Raw genomic sequence first — 17,955 nt, forward strand, 5'->3', positions numbered from 1 at the left:
GTAAGGAAAACATGTCCCGCATGTTTCCCTTACGGCTTTTTGCTGTATATTTGCTCTTTACCCCGGATATCCCCGCTGATGGAACCTATTCGTTGTCACCGATTCTGACATCCGTCCTATTCCCTACTCGCTCATGTCAGATTTATTTTAATCATGTTGACCAAAAATACACAACCGCATCCAACATCCCTGCAATTTGATGAGATTTAAGCTCAGAAATCTCATCATTTTCGCATCCAAGCGCTTGCAAACATTGATTTGTAAGCATTGTCACATTATATTACATGGTGCGTAAGCAGGATATAGCATCAATAAAATTATTTCTATACACTAAGACTATGCTAAAACAAAAGGAGGAATCATTTATGTTTTCATCAGTAGACACATTATGGACCTTGCTGGGAACGGTATTGGTATTCTTTATGCAAGCCGGTTTCGCGATGGTCGAGACGGGCTTCACTCGCGCTAAGAACGCAGCGAACATCATCATGAAAAATCTTATGGACTTTGTACTCGGATCATTGGGATTCTTCCTTATCGGCTACAGCATCATGTTCGGGGACGATATCGCCGGCATCATCGGAACTCCTGCTTTATTTATGGAAGGACTTGATTCCACCATTCCTGGAGCTGTCCATTTCATGTTCCAAAACGTATTCGCGGCAACTGCAGCCACTATCGTATCCGGAGCTGTTGCGGAACGGACAAAATTCAGCTCTTATCTCGTGTACTCCTTCATCATCTCCTTGTTGATCTATCCGATCTCCGGACATTGGATCTGGGGCGGCGGTTGGCTGGCTCAAATGGGCTTCATTGACTTCGCTGGATCCACAGCCGTGCATATGGTAGGTGGCGTTGCTGCTCTTGTCGGGGCTGCCGTCGTCGGTCCACGTATCGGAAAATATAAAGATGGTAAAGCACAAGTCATTCCTGGCCACAATTTGACGATCGGTGCCCTTGGCGTCTTCATCCTCTGGTTCGCTTGGTTCGGATTCAACGGAGCCTCAACGGTTGCGGCAACAGGAGACGAAACCCTTGCCTTGATTGGTACGATCTTCTTGAATACAAACTTATCCGCAGTCACAGCGACTCTGGTCACGCTCTTATTCACTTGGACAAAATATGGCAAGCCTGATGTATCCATGACACTGAACGGCTCACTGGCAGGGCTTGTTGCCATCACGGCCGGCTGTGCTGTCGTCTCTCCTTTCGGGGCTATCGCAATCGGAATCATCGCCGGATTCGCCATTGTACTCGCTGTCGAATTCGTCGATCAAAAATTGAAGATCGATGATCCAGTCGGTGCTTTCAGTGTACACGGTGTGAATGGTGCATTAGGAACAATCTTAGTCGGCATTTTCGCAACGGATGGCGGAGTATTGTACGGCGGTGGATTCAATCTTCTTGGCATTCAAACGTTAGGCGTCGCTTCCGTAGCCGCCTACACAGCCGGTGCCATGTATGTAGTCTTCAAGGTCATCCAAAAATCAATGGGTATCCGCGCTAGCGCTGAAGAAGAAATCATCGGTATGGACGTCGCTGAGCATGGCTTGACTTCAAGCTACCATGACTTTGTCGCAACGACTGCATTCGAAGATTATGTAACAGACAGCAGCAAACCTGCTGGAATCCCTGCTGTCCAAGAAGTGGACCTGACTAAAGTCGGAGCCTTCAAATTGGCTGATTCAGGCTACACGATGAATAAAGTGGAAATCATCGCCAATCCGGATAAACTGGAGCGTCTGAAAGCGGAATTGAACGCTATCGGTGTAACCGGCATGACGGTCACATCCGTGCATGGTTACGGGCTCCAAAAAGGCCAACAAACCTTCTATCGTGGTGCGAAGGCTGAGGGCAATCTTTTACCGAAAGTCCGCATCGAAACGATCATCAGCGAGGTGCCTGTCGAAGAAGTCATCCGTGCTGCCCGCCGCGCTTTATACACGGGTCATGTCGGTGACGGTAAAGTCTTCGTTTCCCCGGTTGCCGATGCCTTCCGCATCAGCAACAGCGATTCAGGCCCAGCTGCCCTAAAATATTATTAAACCGAATAACGAACACTAAATAAAGCCAAGGAGCCGTCTCACTGCGAGACGCACTCCTTGGCTTTATTTCTTTGCAGTAAACTGTTTCCAGGTTTTTTGTTTGCCCGCGCTTTGCTATAATAAGGACTATGATGGTGGCTCTCCACCAATCGATGAGGAGGAAAACATATGTGGGTCATCAAACCTTTTGAAGAACTGACAGCGAGGGAATTGCACCTCATCTACAAAGAACGGACTGCCGTTTTCGTTGTGGAGCAAAATTGCCCTTATCAAGAGGTGGATGACACCGACCTCGTCAGCATCCACTTCTGGAAGCAGGCAGATGATCGGCTGCTGGCCTATGCCCGATTGATCCCTGAACTGGATGATGTGCGCATCGGACGCGTCCTTGTCCCGCAAGGCGAACGCACCCATGGCTACGGCCAGGAATTGATGCAGGTCGTGCTGGAGTATGCAAAGATGCATTTCCCCGGACTAGCGATCCACGCGCAAGCACAAGCCTACTTGCAGGATTTTTATGCCTCATTCGGATTCCGGCCCGTATCGGATATCTACCTGGAGGATGATATCCCGCATATCGACATGATCATCGATTCGCAGAACACTCAAACGGAAAGTAAAAACCAACAGGAGGAACATCGTGAATAAATATCTTACAGCCAGCATACTAGGCATCATCAGCATCGGAATCAACGTCTGGATCATGTACCAGACACGCTACGACAAAGGCCTGAACCCGATCACAAAGAAAAACCTGGAGAAATTGTCCTACGCCCTGATCGTCGCCGCAGTAATGTTCATGACATTCGGTTAATCCAAAATAAAAAAGCCCAGCACGGGCTTTTTTATTTTGATTAATTCAGGACCATCTAAACGACCTATAACACTAAACCTGGATCCGCAAATCTTTTCTGCCGTAGATGAGATAGCTTAGACCCAATACCAGCAAGCTTCCGATGATGCAAATAACCATATACTCCCAGGAAATCCCCTCTTCCAACAAGGCCGCTGGATGTGCATATTCGATCGGCGACAAAACCCGCAGAAATTCGTATTCCTCGACCATTTTCGAGACAAGGCCGATCATATAGGTGCCGAACACCAACAATAGCGCGACTCCGCTTGTTGAACGGCTACTCGCAATGAACGTCGAGAAAAGGAAGCCGATCGAATAAAAGAACAACAATACCAACGACTCCGCACCGAACATCAGCGTGATATCCTTTATGATTTCCACAAAATCGGCTCCATCCTCCTTGAATAGATAGATGAACAGCAGAGCTGCGCCATATAAAACGATCCAAAAAATCAGCAGTAATACCAAGTTAGCGATGTATTTGCTCGTGACAATAGCTTTTCTGCTGATTGGCTGTGCATAAAGATACTCGATTGTACCGTTCGTCTCTTCCTTGATCAGCGCCTGCGCACCCTTCATCGTTGCAAAAATGCAGGCCGCCAAAAAGAGGTACTGAAAAATATAGGCAAAAAATCCGGCGGCCTGCAGCAAGCTCGCGCCATTCGTGAGCGAGAAAGCCTCCAGCATCTCAGGAGGCATCGCATCGAGCTTGGTCGTCAGGATGTCCTCCATTCCTTGATTCGACATGACGGGGAACATCGCCATCATCAAGCCCATGATCAGGACCATAAAAAACAACCACACGAACAAACCGTTGCGCTCCTGTTTCCACTCCAAACGGATGCTATTCATGGGATCCACCTCCACCATACAGGGTCATGAATTTTTCCTCCAGATTCTGATTGCGGATTTCGATATCCTCCAAATCCAGCGGCGCCATATCGGCCAGAATCTGCTTCACGTTGTCTTTGTAGAGCAAGGAAACGACCCGATCCGTCTTGGAAAGGACGCGATACCCTTTGGATTCGAAATCCTTCGTTACGATGGCTGAACCGGTCAGCGTCACCACTTTCCCTGGTTGATAACCGGAAGCCATATCTTCCACGGAAATGATTTTGCCTTCACGGATGAAGGCAGTCCGCGTACAGAATGCTTCCACTTCCGGAAGGTTATGCGTAGAAATGAAGACTGTCGCGCCTTCTTTGTTGTGGTAGTTCAGCTCCTCAAACAAACGATGCTGCATCAAAGGATCCAGTCCGTTTGTGGGCTCATCCAGTATCAAAAGTTCCGGATTGAAAATCAGACTGTTCACAATCGCGACTTTTTTCCGATTACCCAAGGAAAGGTCCTTCATTTTCTTTTTCGGCTCCAATGCGAAGCGTTCCACGTAATAAGCCATCATTTCCTTGATATTATGGATTTGGTGGAATTTCCCCGTCATCATCAAAATCTCTTCAACGGTAAGATTGCTGTAGTAGTGCACGTCACTCGGGACATATCCGATGATGCGCTTCAGGCTCTCGGAGTCTTTCTGGGCATCCAGTCCGAAAACTCGGGCATTTCCTTTGCTGGGCTTGATGAAATCAAGCAACAACTTGATGGTTGTCGACTTCCCTGCTCCGTTCGGCCCGATGAAACCAAACCGTTCGCCTTGTTCCACAGTGAGGTGAATATTGTCCAAAGCCACACTCTTACGGTATCGTTTGGTCAAACCTTCCATTTCGATTGCTTCCACTGTAACCCCTCCTCTAAAGAACTTTACATATATCCATTATACGTTTTCTCGGCTGAAGTTTACAGCAACAGCATGATTTTTCTTCCCTGAACGACACAAAAGGCCGAGACAAATTGGTCTCGGCCTTTTGCAGAAGAGCGGGATTCTTACACTCTCGGTAAACGCGTTCTGAATCCCGCTCTTTAAACGTGTTCTGATTTGCAGGGGATTCCGCCTAAGCTGACTACCACACACGGACAAAAAACGTCCGTTTAGTGTTAGTCCTCTTAGTGCTCGATTTCTAGAGCGGGATTCATCTCGCTCTTAGTAAACCTGTTCGAAAAGTCAGCTCCCACTAACGTTTCACACCCCAAGTAGTGAACAAAAGAGGTTCACTTCTTGGGGTGCTCCAACGTACGGGGAGCTAAACGACTTTTCTCACACTCTTAGTACATATTCAAGTATTGTTCTCTTTCCCACTCTGTTACTTGTTGGATGTAAGACATTACTTCGATTTCTTTTGATTCGACGAAATTGTTGCTGATGTGGTCGCCTAATGCGTCAACCAACAATTGGTCTTTAGAGAACTCTTCAAGAGCTTCTTGTAATGTTGTAGGCAAGTCCAAAATTCCGTTTTCGTAACGGTCTTCAGCTGACATTTGGTAGATGTTGCGGTCGATTGGAGCTGGAGCTTCCAATTTGTTCTTCACGCCGTCAAGACCTGCAGCCAATAATGCAGCTAAAGCCAAGTATGGGTTAGCAGCTGGGTCAACGCTACGCAATTCAACACGAGTGGACATGCCGCGTGATTCTGGGATACGGATCAGCGGTGAACGGTTTCTTCCGCTCCATGCGATGTATACAGGCGCTTCATAACCAGGAACCAAACGTTTGTATGAGTTAACGATTGGGTTGCAGACAGCAGTAAAGCCGCGAGCATGTTTGATCAGACCAGCGATGAATTGGTAAGCTGTTTCGCTTAATTGACGATCATCGTTTTTGTCGTAGAAAGCATTGCCGTTTTCGTTGAATAAAGACATGTTGAAGTGCATTCCGGATCCGTTGATTCCGAATACTGGTTTAGGCATGAACGTTGCATGCAAGCCATGTTTGCGGGCTACAGTCTTAACAATCAGTTTGAACGTTTGGATGTTGTCGCAAGCTTCAACAGCATTTGCGTATTTCCAGTCGATTTCGTGTTGTCCTGGTGCAACTTCGTGGTGGCTTGCTTCGATTTCGAAACCTAAAGCTTCTAATTCCAAAACAATGTCACGACGGCAGTTTTCGCCTAAGTCAGTAGGAGCCAAGTCGAAGTATCCGCCTTGATCGTTCAATTTCAATGTAGGTTGACCTTTTTCATCCAATTTGAACAGGAAGAATTCAGGTTCAGGTCCTAAATTAAATTCTGTGAAGCCTAACTCTTCCATTTCAGCAAGTGCGCGTTTCAAGTTGCTGCGTGGGTCTCCAGCAAATGGTTGGCCGTTCGGTTGATAGATATCACAAATCAGACGTGCAACTTTGCCTTGTTCAGTTCCCCAAGGGAATACTAACCATGTATCCAAATCTGGGTACAAGTACATATCACTTTCTTCAATACGTACAAAACCTTCGATGGAAGAACCGTCGAACATCATTTTGTTGTCTAATACTTTTTCTAACTGGCTGATAGGAACTTCCACGTTTTTGATTGTTCCTAAGATGTCAGTGAACATTAAGCGTAGGTAACGGACGTTATCATTCTTTGCTGATGCGATGATTTCTTCTCTAGTAAATTTTGGCATTTGTATTCCCTCTCTTTGACTGTGCTTTGTTTGTTTTTTTTATAATCTTCCCCAAGGTTTGTTTGAATCCCCAGGGTTAAATCCACTTGCGTTGAGTATCTCTTTGTAGAGGATGCGACGGACGTCTTCATCAGTCAAGTTTTTGTGCTTATTTTCAAGCTCCTCTTCTTGCTGCTTCTTCAGTCTTTCGGTACTGTACATCCGCTTGATTGCAGTGATGTTCAATCCTTCAGCCAAATAGTCTTTGACTTCCAGCAGACGATCGACGTCGTTCAATGAAAACATCCGGCGATTAGTATCTGTGCGCTTAGGATGAACGAGTTCTTGCTCTTCGTAATAGCGGATCTGTCTAGCTGTCAGATCCGTCAGTTGCATGACGGTTCCGATGGTAAAAACAGCCATCGAACGTCGTAGCTCTTTTTCTTTCATACCAACCCCTCCATCGAAGCTTCTGAGTTGAGCGAAACACAGATGTATCCTTTTTCTTCAGGAGTTAGTGCCTGTTGAGAAAAAGATAGTTCTTTTCAGCAATTAATCGTATTTACTAGCAATTAATTGAGTCATTTAATACAACAAGAATACTCCTAATTCTCATTCAAGTCAACGCTACCTTTACATTCCATGTCACATTTTCTAACATCTACGTAAAACCTTGTCAGAATAACATTTGAAAGGCATTTCATCTCCCCCTCACACGCCAATTCCCTCGCATGGGATAAAAAAAGAGCCCTTTAATGAAAAAAATATTAAAAAAAAATGTGAGTAACGAAACGGCTGCGACGATAAGCACCTGCAGAGGGTTTGGATTGCCGCAATTATCAGCGCCTTCACTTAGATGAACATACCTGCCCTCTCCAGTACCGCCGCAATATCCAAAAGCCACTCCTCTTTCCCTTTAGGAGCAGTGAACTGCACCCCCAAAGGCAAGCCGGAATCTGTTCGGTATACCGGCAGACTGATGGCAGGCTGCCCGGTCAAATTTGCTTGCTGCGTGAATGGGGTCACGCCCAAACTCTCTTCAAACATAGTCCAGACAACTTCTTTCCGGTCCGCTGCCGACAACAGATCCGCTCTGCGCATCCGCTCCTTCAGTTCCTCGCTTTGGAAAGCATGATCAATGCGGGGAGCACCTGCTGCTGTAGTCGGCTGCAGCAGCAAGTCATAGCTTTCATGAAACTGATCCATTGTGGCCGCAGCCTGGTCCCATAGGCCCAATGCCAAGGAGTAGTCGCCACCGGAGATTGTTTGGCCGTATTGATAGAGAGACCAGGAAACCAACTCCATGTCATCGGCCGTCAAAGGCCGCCCCAGTTTCGCGGCAAACCCTCGCAGCATCGCATCCGTTTCGGCTCCATTCATTGCATAGTAGGCCTCCATCAAAAGGATCCCGTCGATATCAGGTTTTTTTTCTTCCACTTCGTACCCCAACTCTTCCAATACTGTCACTGTCTGGAGTACAGCCTGCTTCGCGTCCGCACTGACGACAGATTTCACCGGTGATTCGAGTGAATAGGCGATCCGGAACTTGCGATGTTTTCCGGATTGCTGTTCCTGGAAATGGCTGCCTGGAAACAAGGGCGTTTGGAACGGCGCTGCCGCCTGGATTGTCTGCAGAGCATCGAGCATCATCGCTGTATCCCTTACCGTCTTCGTCAATGCGAAGCTGATCGATGCGCCTTGCCAGCCGCGATATGCTCCTGGCCCCACCGGCGTCCGCCCTCTTGTCGGTTTCAGCCCCACCAAACCTGTGAAAGAGGCTGGAATCCGGATCGAACCGCCACCGTCACTGGCGGTGGCGATGGCAACCATATCTGATGCCACGGCAGCTGCCGCACCGCCGCTGGAACCTCCCGGAGAATGGTCCCGATTAAAGGGGTTTCTGGTTGGTCCATGGATGACGGCATCAGTAATGTTTTTGAATCCGAATTCAGGCGTACTCGTCTGGCCGATGACGATGAATCCGGCCTTTTCAATTGCCTCGATAAAATGACTGGTGCGGGGAGCGACATAATTCCTCAGCAGCTGCGAGCCTGATGTTGACGGCTCCCCGGCCAAGTCCTGACCCAAATCTTTGATCAAGATTGGCACACCACCGAATAAAGTGTTCCCAAAGTCCCTTGTTTTGGCTTCATGCAGCGCTTTTTCCCTGCGCGTATGCACGACGGCATTGTAACGGGGATTCTCTCTATCTATCTTTTTGAAGGCATCCACAATCAATTCTTCAGGGGATACCTTTTTTGTCCTTAAAAGTTCGGTGTAGTACAGAGCATCTTTCTGGCGATCCATAAAAAAGCCTCCTTATCATTTTCGCATTTCCTTCCATTGTAGGTGGCACGCCAGAAAAAGGCAATGTTTTGCCTGGGCCAGTGCCTTGTTGTACCGGTTTCTGTCCCTATTCAACGGGAGGTAGACAGTATTTCCATTCATTTTGGATGACAACCAAACTGAAATATAGTAGAATCCTTCTATTGTCTCAATTTCAGAAAATGCAAAAGAACACCCGGATGAATTCAAAGGAAATGGAGTAGGACACGATGAACGAAAGATATAAGGACTTAAAATTGGCGGAACAGGGCGCACGGCTCAGCATGGTTGCGTATGTTACCCTCTCTTTCGCAAAACTCTTCATCGGGAATGCCTTCGGGTCAGCTGCGCTGAGTGCCGATGGATTGAATAATTTTACTGATGTCATTTCCACGGTCGCTATCATGATTGGCCTGCGTATCGCTCGTCGACCAGCTGATGAGGATCATCCTTATGGTCATTGGAAGGCAGAGACGATCGCAAGTCTCGCCACTTCCTTGCTTATGCTTCTGGTCGGCCTACAGGTTCTGTTCTCAAGCTTTTCAAAACTGACCAGTGGAGAGTTTACTACTCCCGATGTGCTGTCGGGTATCACTGCCTTGATCGCAGGGGTTATCATGATTGGAGTCTACATATTCAATAACCGGCTCGCGAACCGCATCAACAGTCTGGGCTTGGCCGCTTCCGCGAAAGATAACCTGAGTGATGCCCTTACCAGCTTTGCAACGGCCATCGCTATTTTTGGCTCCATTTTCGGGCTGTACTGGTTGGACGGTGTCATGGCAGTCTTCGTAGGCATCGTCATCATCAAGACTGCAATCGATATTTTCCGCGAAAGTGCCTTCTCCCTTTCCGACGGTTTCGAAACAAATCATTTGGCTGAATACCGACAGGCTATCCTCGACATTCCTGATGTCCAACAAGTGACGTCCATCGCCGCACGCAGCTATGGTGCAAATGTCTATGTTGATGTGACCATTCTGCTGGATGCGGAGCTGACAGTGTTGCGCAGCCACGAAATCACGGAAGCAGTCGAAGATTGCTTGCGCACGGTATTCAATGTTTTTGAAACAGATGTCCATGTAGAACCACTGACGCACTGATGTTATAAGTTTGATAGGCTTGCCATCATTTTGATGGTATAATAGCAGACGGATTTATACAGATTATTTTGGCGGACGCAGCTGCCATCCAGATCTGTCCGTCTTTTTTTTTGGGAAAAAATACATCTATTGGGAGTGACTTATGAAAGAAGAGAAACATTACGGCTTATTTACTGCAGTATCCATGATTGTCGGCATCTGCGTCGGATCAGGAATCTTTTTCAAAGCTGATGACATTTTGGGAGCGACCGGTGGGAACGTAGCATTAGGGATTTTGGTTTTCTGTATCGGTGCATTCAGCATCATTTTCGGGAGCATCACCTTGACGCAACTGGCTAACCGGACCGAAAAAAACGGCGGCGTCGTCGCTTATTTCGAGGAGTTCATCTCCGACAAAGCAGCAAGCGCGTTCGGCTGGTTCCAATTGTTCGTTTACCTGCCAACGATCACCGTCGTCGTGAGCTGGGTATCCGGCATCTACACCTGCATGCTGTTGGGTCTGCCGAACACATTGGAAACACAAACACTGATCGGAACAGGCTATATGGCGTTCTTCTTCTTGTTGAACTATTTCTCGCTCAGATTGGGTGGCTACTTCCAGAATCTCGCCACCATCATGAAACTGATTCCGCTGATCGCCATCGCCTTTGTAGGTATTTTCTGGAAAGAGCCTGCTCCGATCGTTCCTCCTGAATTGGCTGTTCCGATCACGAATGTCGGTTGGGGTTGGCTTGCTGCATTGGCACCTATGGCTTTCTCCTACGACGGCTGGACTATCGCGACAAACATCACGCATGAAGTGAAAAATGCCAAACGGACGATGCCAATGGCTTTGACCATCGGACCCTTGCTGGTTTTGGCCATCTACTTGACCTACTTCAGCGGACTGGTATCCATCGCCGGCCCCGAGTACATCTTGGCGATGGGGGATGAAGCCACTACAACAGTGGGCATTTCCTTGTTGGGCGAACGCGGCGGCAGCATCATTCTTTCGTTTGTATTGATCGCGATCTTGGGTGTAACGAATGGCGTAATCATGGGTATCCTGCGTTTGCCGCAGGCGCTCGCTGAGAAAAATATGTTGCCCAACAGCGCGAAGGTGAAACAGATTGATCCAAAAAGTCAACTGTCCCCGGTTGCTGCACAGATTGCTTTTGCAATTGCTTTTGTGTGGATGGTGTTGCACTATCTGACCCAAAAATCCGGTATTATGGGGGGCGGAGATGTCAGCGAAATCGCGATTGTCTTCAGTTATCTGACCTATGTCATCCTTTATCTGAAAGTCATCAGCATGAAAAAAGAAGGGGTCATCACCAGTCCTTTCTTCGGTTGGATCATGCCGGTATTCGCGATCATGGGCTCCGCCATCATTCTGATCGGCGGCATCGTGTCCAATCCGACTTATGTGCCGGTTTTCATCCTGTTCTGCTTCGTTGTTTGCTTCATCGGATATAAATACTACGAGAAAAAAATTACGGTATAACATTAATGAAGGGCTGCTCATGCCGAGCAGCCCTTCTTCGTTTTTTAGTGTCTGGACAGTATCCGCTCCTGGCTGCCGTCGAAGGAGTGTGCCTGACCGGAATCGAGCACCCAGCTCCGGCCAAGGTGCCGCTCCCCGGAGAAGAGAGACAATCCCCACGATGTCCTCCTGCGAAGCCTTGCTCGCAGGAGGATGCAGACTAAATGTTGGCCGAACTCCGGGGAAACCTCCCCTCACCGGAGCTCACGCTCACGTCCTTCGGTCGCACTCAAAAAAAATGGAGCCGTCCCGCGAAGGGACAACTCCATTTTTTTGACTGACATTTAGTTTTTGAATGAGTGGATCGGTGCAGGGCTACGTCCACCGCGGTTGATGAAGTCAGCCGAACTTTCTTCATGGACAGGTTGTACGGGAGCGCGTCCGAGCAAACCACCGAATTCAACAAAATCACCCACACCACAGCCGATTGCCGGAATCACGCGGACAGCTGTGGTTTTGTTGTTTTGGACCCCGATGGCCGCTTCATCCGCGATCATCGCTGCAATCGTTGTCGCCGGCGTATTGCCAGGGATTGCGATCATATCCAACCCAACCGAACAGATAGCCGTCATCGCCAACAACATATCCAACGAGATTTGGTTGGCAGCAGCCGCTTCGATCATGCGATGATCCTCAGATACTGGGATGAACGAGCCGGATAAGCCACCAACGTGACTGCAAGCCATTACGCCGCCTTTTTTGACTGCGTCATTCAGTACAGCCAAAGCAGCAACCGTTCCATGGGTACCGACTACGCCCAACCCAAACTCTTCAAGGATTTCCCCTACCGAGTCGCCGACTGCAGGAGTCGGGGCCAAAGCCAAGTCGACGATACCGAATGGCACGCCCAATTTTTGCGATGCGATATTCCCGACCAATTGCCCCATTCGGGTGATTTGGAACGCCGCTTTTTTGATTGTGTCGGCAACGATATCCATCGGTTCGCCTTTCACTTTTTCCAAAGCACGTTTGACGACACCAGGTCCGGAAATGCCGACATGAATTTCGCAATCCGCTTCTTCGATACCATGGTAAGCGCCGGCCATGAATGGATTATCACTTACGGAGTTTGCAAAAACAACCAGTTTTGCGCAACCGAAGCCGTTTCTGTCCGCTGTTTTTTCCGCTGTAGCAAGAACGATTTCGCCCATCAATTTGACAGCATCCATGTTGATGCCCGCTTTAGTGGATCCGATGTTCACGCTGCTGCAGACCTTGTCCGTCACTGCTAAAGCTTCCGGAATCGAGTCGATCAATATCTTGTCGCCTTTGTTGTAGCCTTTTTCAACTAGAGCCGAAAAGCCGCCGATGAAGTCGACGCCGACTTCCTTCGCCGCCGCATCCAAGGTTTTTGCGTAGGCTACATAGTCCGTGTCATCGCTTGCGCCGGCAATCAAGGCGATCGGTGTCACCGAAATCCGCTTGTTCGTGATCGGAACGCCATATGTATCTTCGATTTCCTGCGCTACGCTGACCAAGTTCTTCGCTTTAGTGGTGATTTTTTTGTATATTCTTTCACGAGCTTTTTCACCATCGCTGTCGATGCAGTCCAATAAAGAGATCCCCATGGTGATGGTACGGATATCCAGATTGTCCTCTTCGAACATGCGGATGGTGTCCAAGATATTGTCAGTTCTTAACATTCAAATGTCCCCCTAGATCCGATGCATTGCATGGAATGTGTCTTCTGCCTGTAAACGGATGACCAAGCCTTGTTCTTCTTCAACTTTTTTCATCGCTTCTTTGACTTCTTTGACCGAATTATTCGCCTCGTTCAATTCAACCATCAAAATCATGGTGAAGTACTCATCCATAATCGTCTGTGAAATATCCAGGATATTTACGCCCAGACGCGCCAATTCCACCGATACGCTTGCTACGATCCCAGTATGGTCTTTACCTGTTACGGTCATGATTGCTCTCATCTTTTTTCGCCCCTGCTTCTTTAGTTTTTTGTCGAGTCTATTATACCATTTTACAGCAATATGAAAATCCAATTAAAATTTTATGTTTCCTATTCTATCACATCTAAAGGGAATGACTACTGTTTTTTTGGGAAACGGAAACCGGTAACCGCTATCCAGCGGAATTTTTTTGTGTTCTTTCCCGAAACACGAAAATTATTGCAGATTCCGCATTAAATCTATCGCTTTTTGAGATTAATTGCTACACTGGATATAAGCAAATTCTAATCTAATCTCAAGGGGGTTTTCCAATGCAATTGATTCATTTCTCAGAAGCTGGGCAGAGCCGCATCGGCATCAAAACGGAGCGCGGTTTCCTGAACGCAGCAAAAGCGGCTGCAGCTTTATCCTTGCCTGTTCCTTCCTATATAGATGACGTATTGAAGGATCCGGTACAGGCCGCCCAACTGGATGCTATTCTGGCCCAAGCGGACACGCTGACGGATCCAGTCTACTATGTTTCCTTGGATGAGGTCACATTCCTGCCCGTCCTTTCCCGTCCGGGCAAAATCCTCTGCATCGGCAAGAACTATGCCGCCCATGTTGCGGAAACAAAAAGTGAGGCCCCGAAAAAACCGCTTGTCTTCAGCAAGTTCACGAGCGCTCTGGCTGCCCATAAAGAAAACATCCCGATTCCGGCCGGCACGGACAAGGTCGATTATGAAGTCGAGTTGGTGGCTGTGATCGGCAAAAAAGCTTATTGCGTCTCCCCGGAAGAAGCCCTAGAGCACGTAGCGGGCTACACCATCGGCAACGACGTGACTGCGCGCGACTGGCAAAAAGGATCTCCGCAATGGGTGCTGGGGAAATCACCTGACAAATTTGCGCCGCTCGGACCGGTCTATGTGACTGCCGATGAGCTCGATCCGACCCATCTTGATATTTCCCTCAAGCTGAACGGAGAGGTCCGCCAGAACAGCAACACAAAGCATCTCATTTTCGATATCGCGACGATCATTTCCTACATTTCCCAACACTTTGCCTTGGAACCCGGCGACATTATCTTCACCGGAACGCCGGATGGGGTCATCCTCGGTTATCCGGAAGACGAACAAGCCTGGCTGAAACCAGGTGATGTCATTGAATCTTCCATCGAAGGCATCGGGACATTGGTGAATAGTTTCTGCTAGAAAACATCCAAAGAGGCTCTCTCGTAATGAGAAAGCCTCTTCTTTTTGCGCCTGCTGAGCGGAGGCGTGCTGATAATAAATAAGAGCTAATCCGTCCCAGCTCCGGCGAAGAACCTCCTCACCGGAGCACATCGGTAACAATCGGACTCCCCTCCCACGAAGCCACCTTCATCGAAGAACGTAAACGAAATGAATCCTGAACTCCGGCGAAGCCTCCGTTCGCCGGAGAAGAAGACAGCCGATATGCGCGCAAAAAATGACCGAATAACGACGATAAAGGGCCTTCCTCAAAGTGACGAGGTAGCCCTTTATTTAAACTGTCCTATTTAAAAAACTGGTTCGGTCCCGACTGCCTGCAGTTGGAAATGCATCATTTCCATCGCCTGCAGCAGCGCCTCGGTTGTATCCAGCGAGGTCAGGCACGGCAGGTTGTTGTCCGCGGCTTCGCGGCGGATGAAGTAGCCGTCGGTTTCCTCGGTCTTGCCTTCGGTCATCGTATTGATGACGAACTGGATTTTCCCTTCGTGCATGCTTTTCAGGATATTTTCCCGTTTTGCTTCGCCATTTCGGAGAATCGTGACCGGCACATAGGCCTCCAGCAAGGTTTCCCCTGTCCCCTGTGTAGCAAGCAGACGATACCCGACCGCAACCAAGCGTTTCGCCAGCGGCAGGATTTCGTGTTTGTCCTTGTCGGCAATCGTCAGCAGCGCCGTCCCGTACTCGGGAATCTGGATATTGGCGGCACGAAATGCTTTGTACAGCGCTTTGGAAAGGATGGCGTCCTTTCCGATGATCTCCCCTGTGGACTTCATTTCCGGCCCCAATACGGTATCGACTTTCTTCAGTTTATTGAAACTGAAAACCGGCATCTTCACGTATACGCCTGATTTTGACGGAACCAGACCAGTCCGATAGCCTTGATCATTCAGTTTGATGCCAAGGATGCCTTGCATCGCCAAATTCGCCATCGGGATGCCGGTCACTTTGCTAAGGAATGGGATTGTCCGGCTCGCGCGCGGATTCACTTCGATGATGTAGACGACACCGTTGCTGATGACGAACTGGATGTTCACCAAACCGATTGTGTTCAGCCCTTGCGCCACGCGGATTGTGTAATCTTCAATCGTTTGGATCAGTTCAGCCGACAGATTCTGCGGCGGGTAAACAGCGATCGAGTCGCCCGAGTGGACGCCGGCGCGTTCGATGTGTTCCATGATGCCCGGGATCAGGACGGTTTCGCCGTCGCAGATCGCATCGACTTCCAGCTCTTGTCCGATCAGGTAATGATCGACCAGGACCGGCCGTTCGGGACTGGCCACGACCGCTTCGCGCATGTATTTCTCCAAATCGGCTTGGTTGTAGACGATCTGCATCGCCCGGCCGCCCAATACATAGGACGGACGCACTAAGACCGGATAGCCGATTTCGTCGGCAACTGCGACCGCCTCTTCAACGGTCACGGCTGTTTTACCGGGTGCCTGCGGGATATCCAAGTCGCGCAACAACTGTTCGAACAGTTTACGGTCTTCGGCACGGTCCAGATCTTCCAGGCTCGTGCCCAGGATCTTCACGCCGTGTTTGACCAATTTGTCGGCCAGATTGATGGCCGTTTGGCCACCGAACTGCACAACGACGCCCAACGGTTGTTCCAGGTCGATGATCGCCATCACGTCTTCTTCGGTCAAGGGTTCGAAATACAGCTTGTCGGAGATCGAGAAATCCGTCGAAACGGTTTCCGGGTTGTTGTTGACGACGATCGCTTCGTAGCCGGCTTCTTGGATCGCCCAGACCGCATGCACGGTCGCGTAGTCGAACTCGACCCCTTGGCCGATACGGATCGGACCGGAGCCCAAGACGATGACTTTTTCGCGGTCGCTCGGGAATGATTCCTGTTCCATTTCATACGTGCTGTAGAAGTACGGTGTGAAGGATTCGAATTCGCCCGCACACGTATCCACCATCTTGAAGACAGGGACGATGCCGTTGGCTTTACGCAACGCGTAGATGTCTTCCGAAGCCATGCCCCACAGTTCCGCGATGATTTCATCGCTGAAGCCGTATTTCTTCGCTTCGCGCAACGTCTCCAGATCCTTCACATTGGCTGCCACTTCTTTTTCAAGATCGATGATGTGCTTGAATTTGTACAGGAAGAAGTAGTCGATTTCGCTCCATTCGTGGATCGTTTTCAGTGTCACGCCGCGGCGCAGCGCTTCGCCCAGATAGAAAAGGCGTTCGTCGCAGGCGACGCGGATATTCTGTTCGATTTCTGCCATCGTCACGGTCTGGCCTTGGTCTTTCGGCAATGCCAGATGGTTGACGCCGTATTCCAAAGAACGGACGGCTTTCAGCATCGATTCCTCGAACGTATGGCCCATGGCCATGACTTCGCCTGTCGCTTTCATCTGTGTGCCGAGGGTACGGTCGCCCTTTTCGAATTTATCGAACGGGAAACGCGGGATTTTGGAGACAATGTAGTCCAAAGCCGGCTCGAAAGCCGCATAAGAAGTGCCGGTAACCGGGTTCTTCATTTCATCCAAGGTCAGGCCGACCGCGATCTTCGCAGCCATCTTCGCGATCGGGTAACCGGTCGCTTTACTCGCCAAAGCCGAAGAACGGCTGACGCGCGGGTTCACTTCGATGATGTAGTAGTCGAACGAGTACGGATCCAATGCCAACTGGACATTGCAGCCGCCTTCGATTTTCAGGGCGCGGATGATCTGCAGCGAGACATCGCGCAGCATTTGGTATTCTTTGTCGGACAACGTCTGGGAAGGCGCCACGACGACGGAATCGCCTGTGTGGACACCGACCGGGTCGATGTTTTCCATGTTGCAGACAACGATGGCGTTGTCGTTGCTGTCGCGCATTACTTCGTACTCGATTTCCTTGAAGCCGGCGATCGATTTTTCCAACAAACATTGTGTCACCGGTGAGTAGCGTAAGCCGTTGGCGACGATTTCGCGCAGATCGGCTTCATTATAACAGATGCCGCCGCCGGTACCGCCCATGGTGAAGGCCGGACGAACGATCAGGGGATACCCAATTTCGGCTGCGAAGCGAAGCGCTTCGTCCACCGTGTGGATGATGTCGCTTTCCGGAACCGGCTGATTCAATTCCGCCATCAATTGACGGAACAGATCACGGTCTTCGGCTTGTTGGATGGAAGTCAGTTTGGTGCCAAGCAACTCGACCTTGTACTCCTTCAGGATACCGGCTTCATCCAGCTCGACCGCCATGTTCAGACCGGTCTGGCCGCCCAATGTCGGCAATAGGGCATCCGGGCGCTCTTTGCGGATGATGTTCGCGATAAACTCCAATGTCAGTGGTTCCATATAGACTTTATCGGCAATCTCAACGTCCGTCATGATCGTAGCCGGGTTGGAGTTGACCAGGATGACTTTGTATCCTTCTTCCCTTAAGGCTAAACATGCTTGCGTTCCAGCATAGTCAAATTCCGCGGCTTGGCCGATGATGATAGGTCCCGAGCCGATCACGAGGATCGACTTGATGTCTGTTCGTTTAGGCATGCTTTGCCA

14 protein-coding genes are annotated in these 17,955 nt (G+C 49.3%); 6 read left to right on the top strand and 8 right to left on the bottom strand.

The annotated features are described in order from the left end of the window. The first annotated feature begins 365 nt into the window (after window positions 1–365). The 3 genes from ACKPCD_RS02040 to ACKPCD_RS02050 all read left to right on the top strand — a co-directional run bounded on the left by ACKPCD_RS02040 (window position 366) and on the right by ACKPCD_RS02050 (window position 2,859). On the top strand, window positions 366–2,045 hold the full coding sequence (locus ACKPCD_RS02040; RefSeq protein ID WP_321433857.1) for an ammonium transporter: 1,680 nt from the start codon (window positions 366–368) through the stop codon (window positions 2,043–2,045). Between the two features lie 168 nt (window positions 2,046–2,213). Beyond that, window positions 2,214–2,693: a GNAT family N-acetyltransferase gene (locus ACKPCD_RS02045; protein WP_321433858.1), complete on the top strand. Its 480-nt coding sequence runs from the start codon at window positions 2,214–2,216 to the stop codon at window positions 2,691–2,693. Continuing rightward, window positions 2,686–2,859 carry a hypothetical protein gene (locus tag ACKPCD_RS02050; protein ID WP_157080403.1) on the top strand — a complete coding sequence of 58 codons (174 nt, stop codon included), beginning with the start codon at window positions 2,686–2,688 and terminating at the stop codon, window positions 2,857–2,859. Before ACKPCD_RS02045 ends, ACKPCD_RS02050 begins: the two co-directional genes overlap by 8 nt. 72 nt (window positions 2,860–2,931) lie before the next feature. Here ACKPCD_RS02050 and ACKPCD_RS02055 read toward each other — a convergent pair whose 3' ends face one another. The 5 genes from ACKPCD_RS02055 to ACKPCD_RS02075 form a co-directional block, all read right to left on the bottom strand. After that, window positions 2,932–3,753 (bottom strand): DUF2705 family protein, encoded by an 822-nt coding sequence (locus ACKPCD_RS02055; protein ID WP_321433859.1) that lies wholly within the window; start codon window positions 3,751–3,753, stop codon window positions 2,932–2,934. After that, entirely contained in the window at window positions 3,746–4,636 is an 891-nt protein-coding gene (locus ACKPCD_RS02060) for an ABC transporter ATP-binding protein (RefSeq protein WP_321433860.1), read from the bottom strand. The genes ACKPCD_RS02055 and ACKPCD_RS02060 overlap by 8 nt, the downstream gene beginning before the upstream one ends. A 425-nt stretch (window positions 4,637–5,061) precedes the next feature. Continuing rightward, on the bottom strand, window positions 5,062–6,396 hold the full coding sequence (gene glnA, locus ACKPCD_RS02065) for a type I glutamate--ammonia ligase (protein WP_321433861.1): 1,335 nt from the start codon (window positions 6,394–6,396) through the stop codon (window positions 5,062–5,064). A gap of 39 nt (window positions 6,397–6,435) precedes the next feature. Next, the gene (locus ACKPCD_RS02070; RefSeq protein WP_068561450.1) at window positions 6,436–6,825 is read right to left on the bottom strand and encodes a MerR family transcriptional regulator; all 390 of its coding nucleotides are present in this window, start codon (window positions 6,823–6,825) and stop codon (window positions 6,436–6,438) included. A gap of 402 nt (window positions 6,826–7,227) precedes the next feature. After that, the gene (locus tag ACKPCD_RS02075) at window positions 7,228–8,682 is read right to left on the bottom strand and encodes an amidase (protein WP_321433862.1); all 1,455 of its coding nucleotides are present in this window, start codon (window positions 8,680–8,682) and stop codon (window positions 7,228–7,230) included. Window positions 8,683–8,930: 248 nt separating this feature from the next. Here ACKPCD_RS02075 and ACKPCD_RS02080 point away from each other — a divergent pair, with 248 nt between their 5' ends. Then, window positions 8,931–9,803: a cation diffusion facilitator family transporter gene (locus ACKPCD_RS02080; protein ID WP_086989421.1), complete on the top strand. Its 873-nt coding sequence runs from the start codon at window positions 8,931–8,933 to the stop codon at window positions 9,801–9,803. Between the two features lie 142 nt (window positions 9,804–9,945). Next, window positions 9,946–11,286 (top strand): APC family permease, encoded by a 1,341-nt coding sequence (locus ACKPCD_RS02085; RefSeq protein WP_068561453.1) that lies wholly within the window; start codon window positions 9,946–9,948, stop codon window positions 11,284–11,286. 323 nt (window positions 11,287–11,609) lie between these two features. Here ACKPCD_RS02085 and ACKPCD_RS02090 read toward each other — a convergent pair whose 3' ends face one another. Both ACKPCD_RS02090 and ACKPCD_RS02095 read right to left on the bottom strand, forming a co-directional pair. Continuing rightward, window positions 11,610–12,968: a PFL family protein gene (locus tag ACKPCD_RS02090; RefSeq protein ID WP_068561454.1), complete on the bottom strand. Its 1,359-nt coding sequence runs from the start codon at window positions 12,966–12,968 to the stop codon at window positions 11,610–11,612. A 12-nt stretch (window positions 12,969–12,980) separates the two neighbouring features. After that, the gene (locus tag ACKPCD_RS02095) at window positions 12,981–13,250 is read right to left on the bottom strand and encodes an ACT domain-containing protein (RefSeq protein ID WP_068561455.1); all 270 of its coding nucleotides are present in this window, start codon (window positions 13,248–13,250) and stop codon (window positions 12,981–12,983) included. A gap of 290 nt (window positions 13,251–13,540) precedes the next feature. On the opposite strand from ACKPCD_RS02095, the gene ACKPCD_RS02100 reads away from it, so the two are divergent. Continuing rightward, complete coding sequence (locus tag ACKPCD_RS02100) at window positions 13,541–14,419, top strand: fumarylacetoacetate hydrolase family protein (RefSeq protein WP_288927215.1); 879 nt, start codon at window positions 13,541–13,543, stop codon at window positions 14,417–14,419. Between the two features lie 326 nt (window positions 14,420–14,745). On the opposite strand, the gene carB is transcribed toward ACKPCD_RS02100, so the two are convergent. Beyond that, a complete protein-coding gene (gene carB / locus ACKPCD_RS02105) occupies window positions 14,746–17,946 on the bottom strand; it encodes a carbamoyl-phosphate synthase large subunit (RefSeq protein WP_321433863.1) in 3,201 nt (1,066 codons plus the stop codon). Window positions 17,947–17,955: the final 9 nt, after the last annotated feature.

It is taken from the genome of Trichococcus flocculiformis (assembly GCF_963662535.1).
Lineage (GTDB): Bacteria > Bacillota > Bacilli > Lactobacillales > Aerococcaceae > Trichococcus > Trichococcus flocculiformis.

What these genes read in the sequence shown, in the direction of transcription:
- ACKPCD_RS02040 (WP_321433857.1), top strand. Translation starts at nt 366, where the DNA reads ATGTTTTCATCAGTAGACACATTATGGACCTTGCTGGGAACGGTATTG.
- ACKPCD_RS02045 (WP_321433858.1), top strand. Translation starts at nt 2,214, where the DNA reads ATGTGGGTCATCAAACCTTTTGAAGAACTGACAGCGAGGGAATTGCAC.
- ACKPCD_RS02055 (WP_321433859.1), bottom strand. Translation starts at nt 3,753, where the DNA reads ATGAATAGCATCCGTTTGGAGTGGAAACAGGAGCGCAACGGTTTGTTC.
- glnA (WP_321433861.1), bottom strand. Translation starts at nt 6,396, where the DNA reads ATGCCAAAATTTACTAGAGAAGAAATCATCGCATCAGCAAAGAATGAT.
- ACKPCD_RS02070 (WP_068561450.1), bottom strand. Translation starts at nt 6,825, where the DNA reads ATGAAAGAAAAAGAGCTACGACGTTCGATGGCTGTTTTTACCATCGGA.
- ACKPCD_RS02075 (WP_321433862.1), bottom strand. Translation starts at nt 8,682, where the DNA reads ATGGATCGCCAGAAAGATGCTCTGTACTACACCGAACTTTTAAGGACA.
- ACKPCD_RS02080 (WP_086989421.1), top strand. Translation starts at nt 8,931, where the DNA reads ATGAACGAAAGATATAAGGACTTAAAATTGGCGGAACAGGGCGCACGG.
- ACKPCD_RS02085 (WP_068561453.1), top strand. Translation starts at nt 9,946, where the DNA reads ATGAAAGAAGAGAAACATTACGGCTTATTTACTGCAGTATCCATGATT.
- ACKPCD_RS02090 (WP_068561454.1), bottom strand. Translation starts at nt 12,968, where the DNA reads ATGTTAAGAACTGACAATATCTTGGACACCATCCGCATGTTCGAAGAG.
- ACKPCD_RS02095 (WP_068561455.1), bottom strand. Translation starts at nt 13,250, where the DNA reads ATGAGAGCAATCATGACCGTAACAGGTAAAGACCATACTGGGATCGTA.
- ACKPCD_RS02100 (WP_288927215.1), top strand. Translation starts at nt 13,541, where the DNA reads ATGCAATTGATTCATTTCTCAGAAGCTGGGCAGAGCCGCATCGGCATC.
- carB (WP_321433863.1), bottom strand. Translation starts at nt 17,946, where the DNA reads ATGCCTAAACGAACAGACATCAAGTCGATCCTCGTGATCGGCTCGGGA.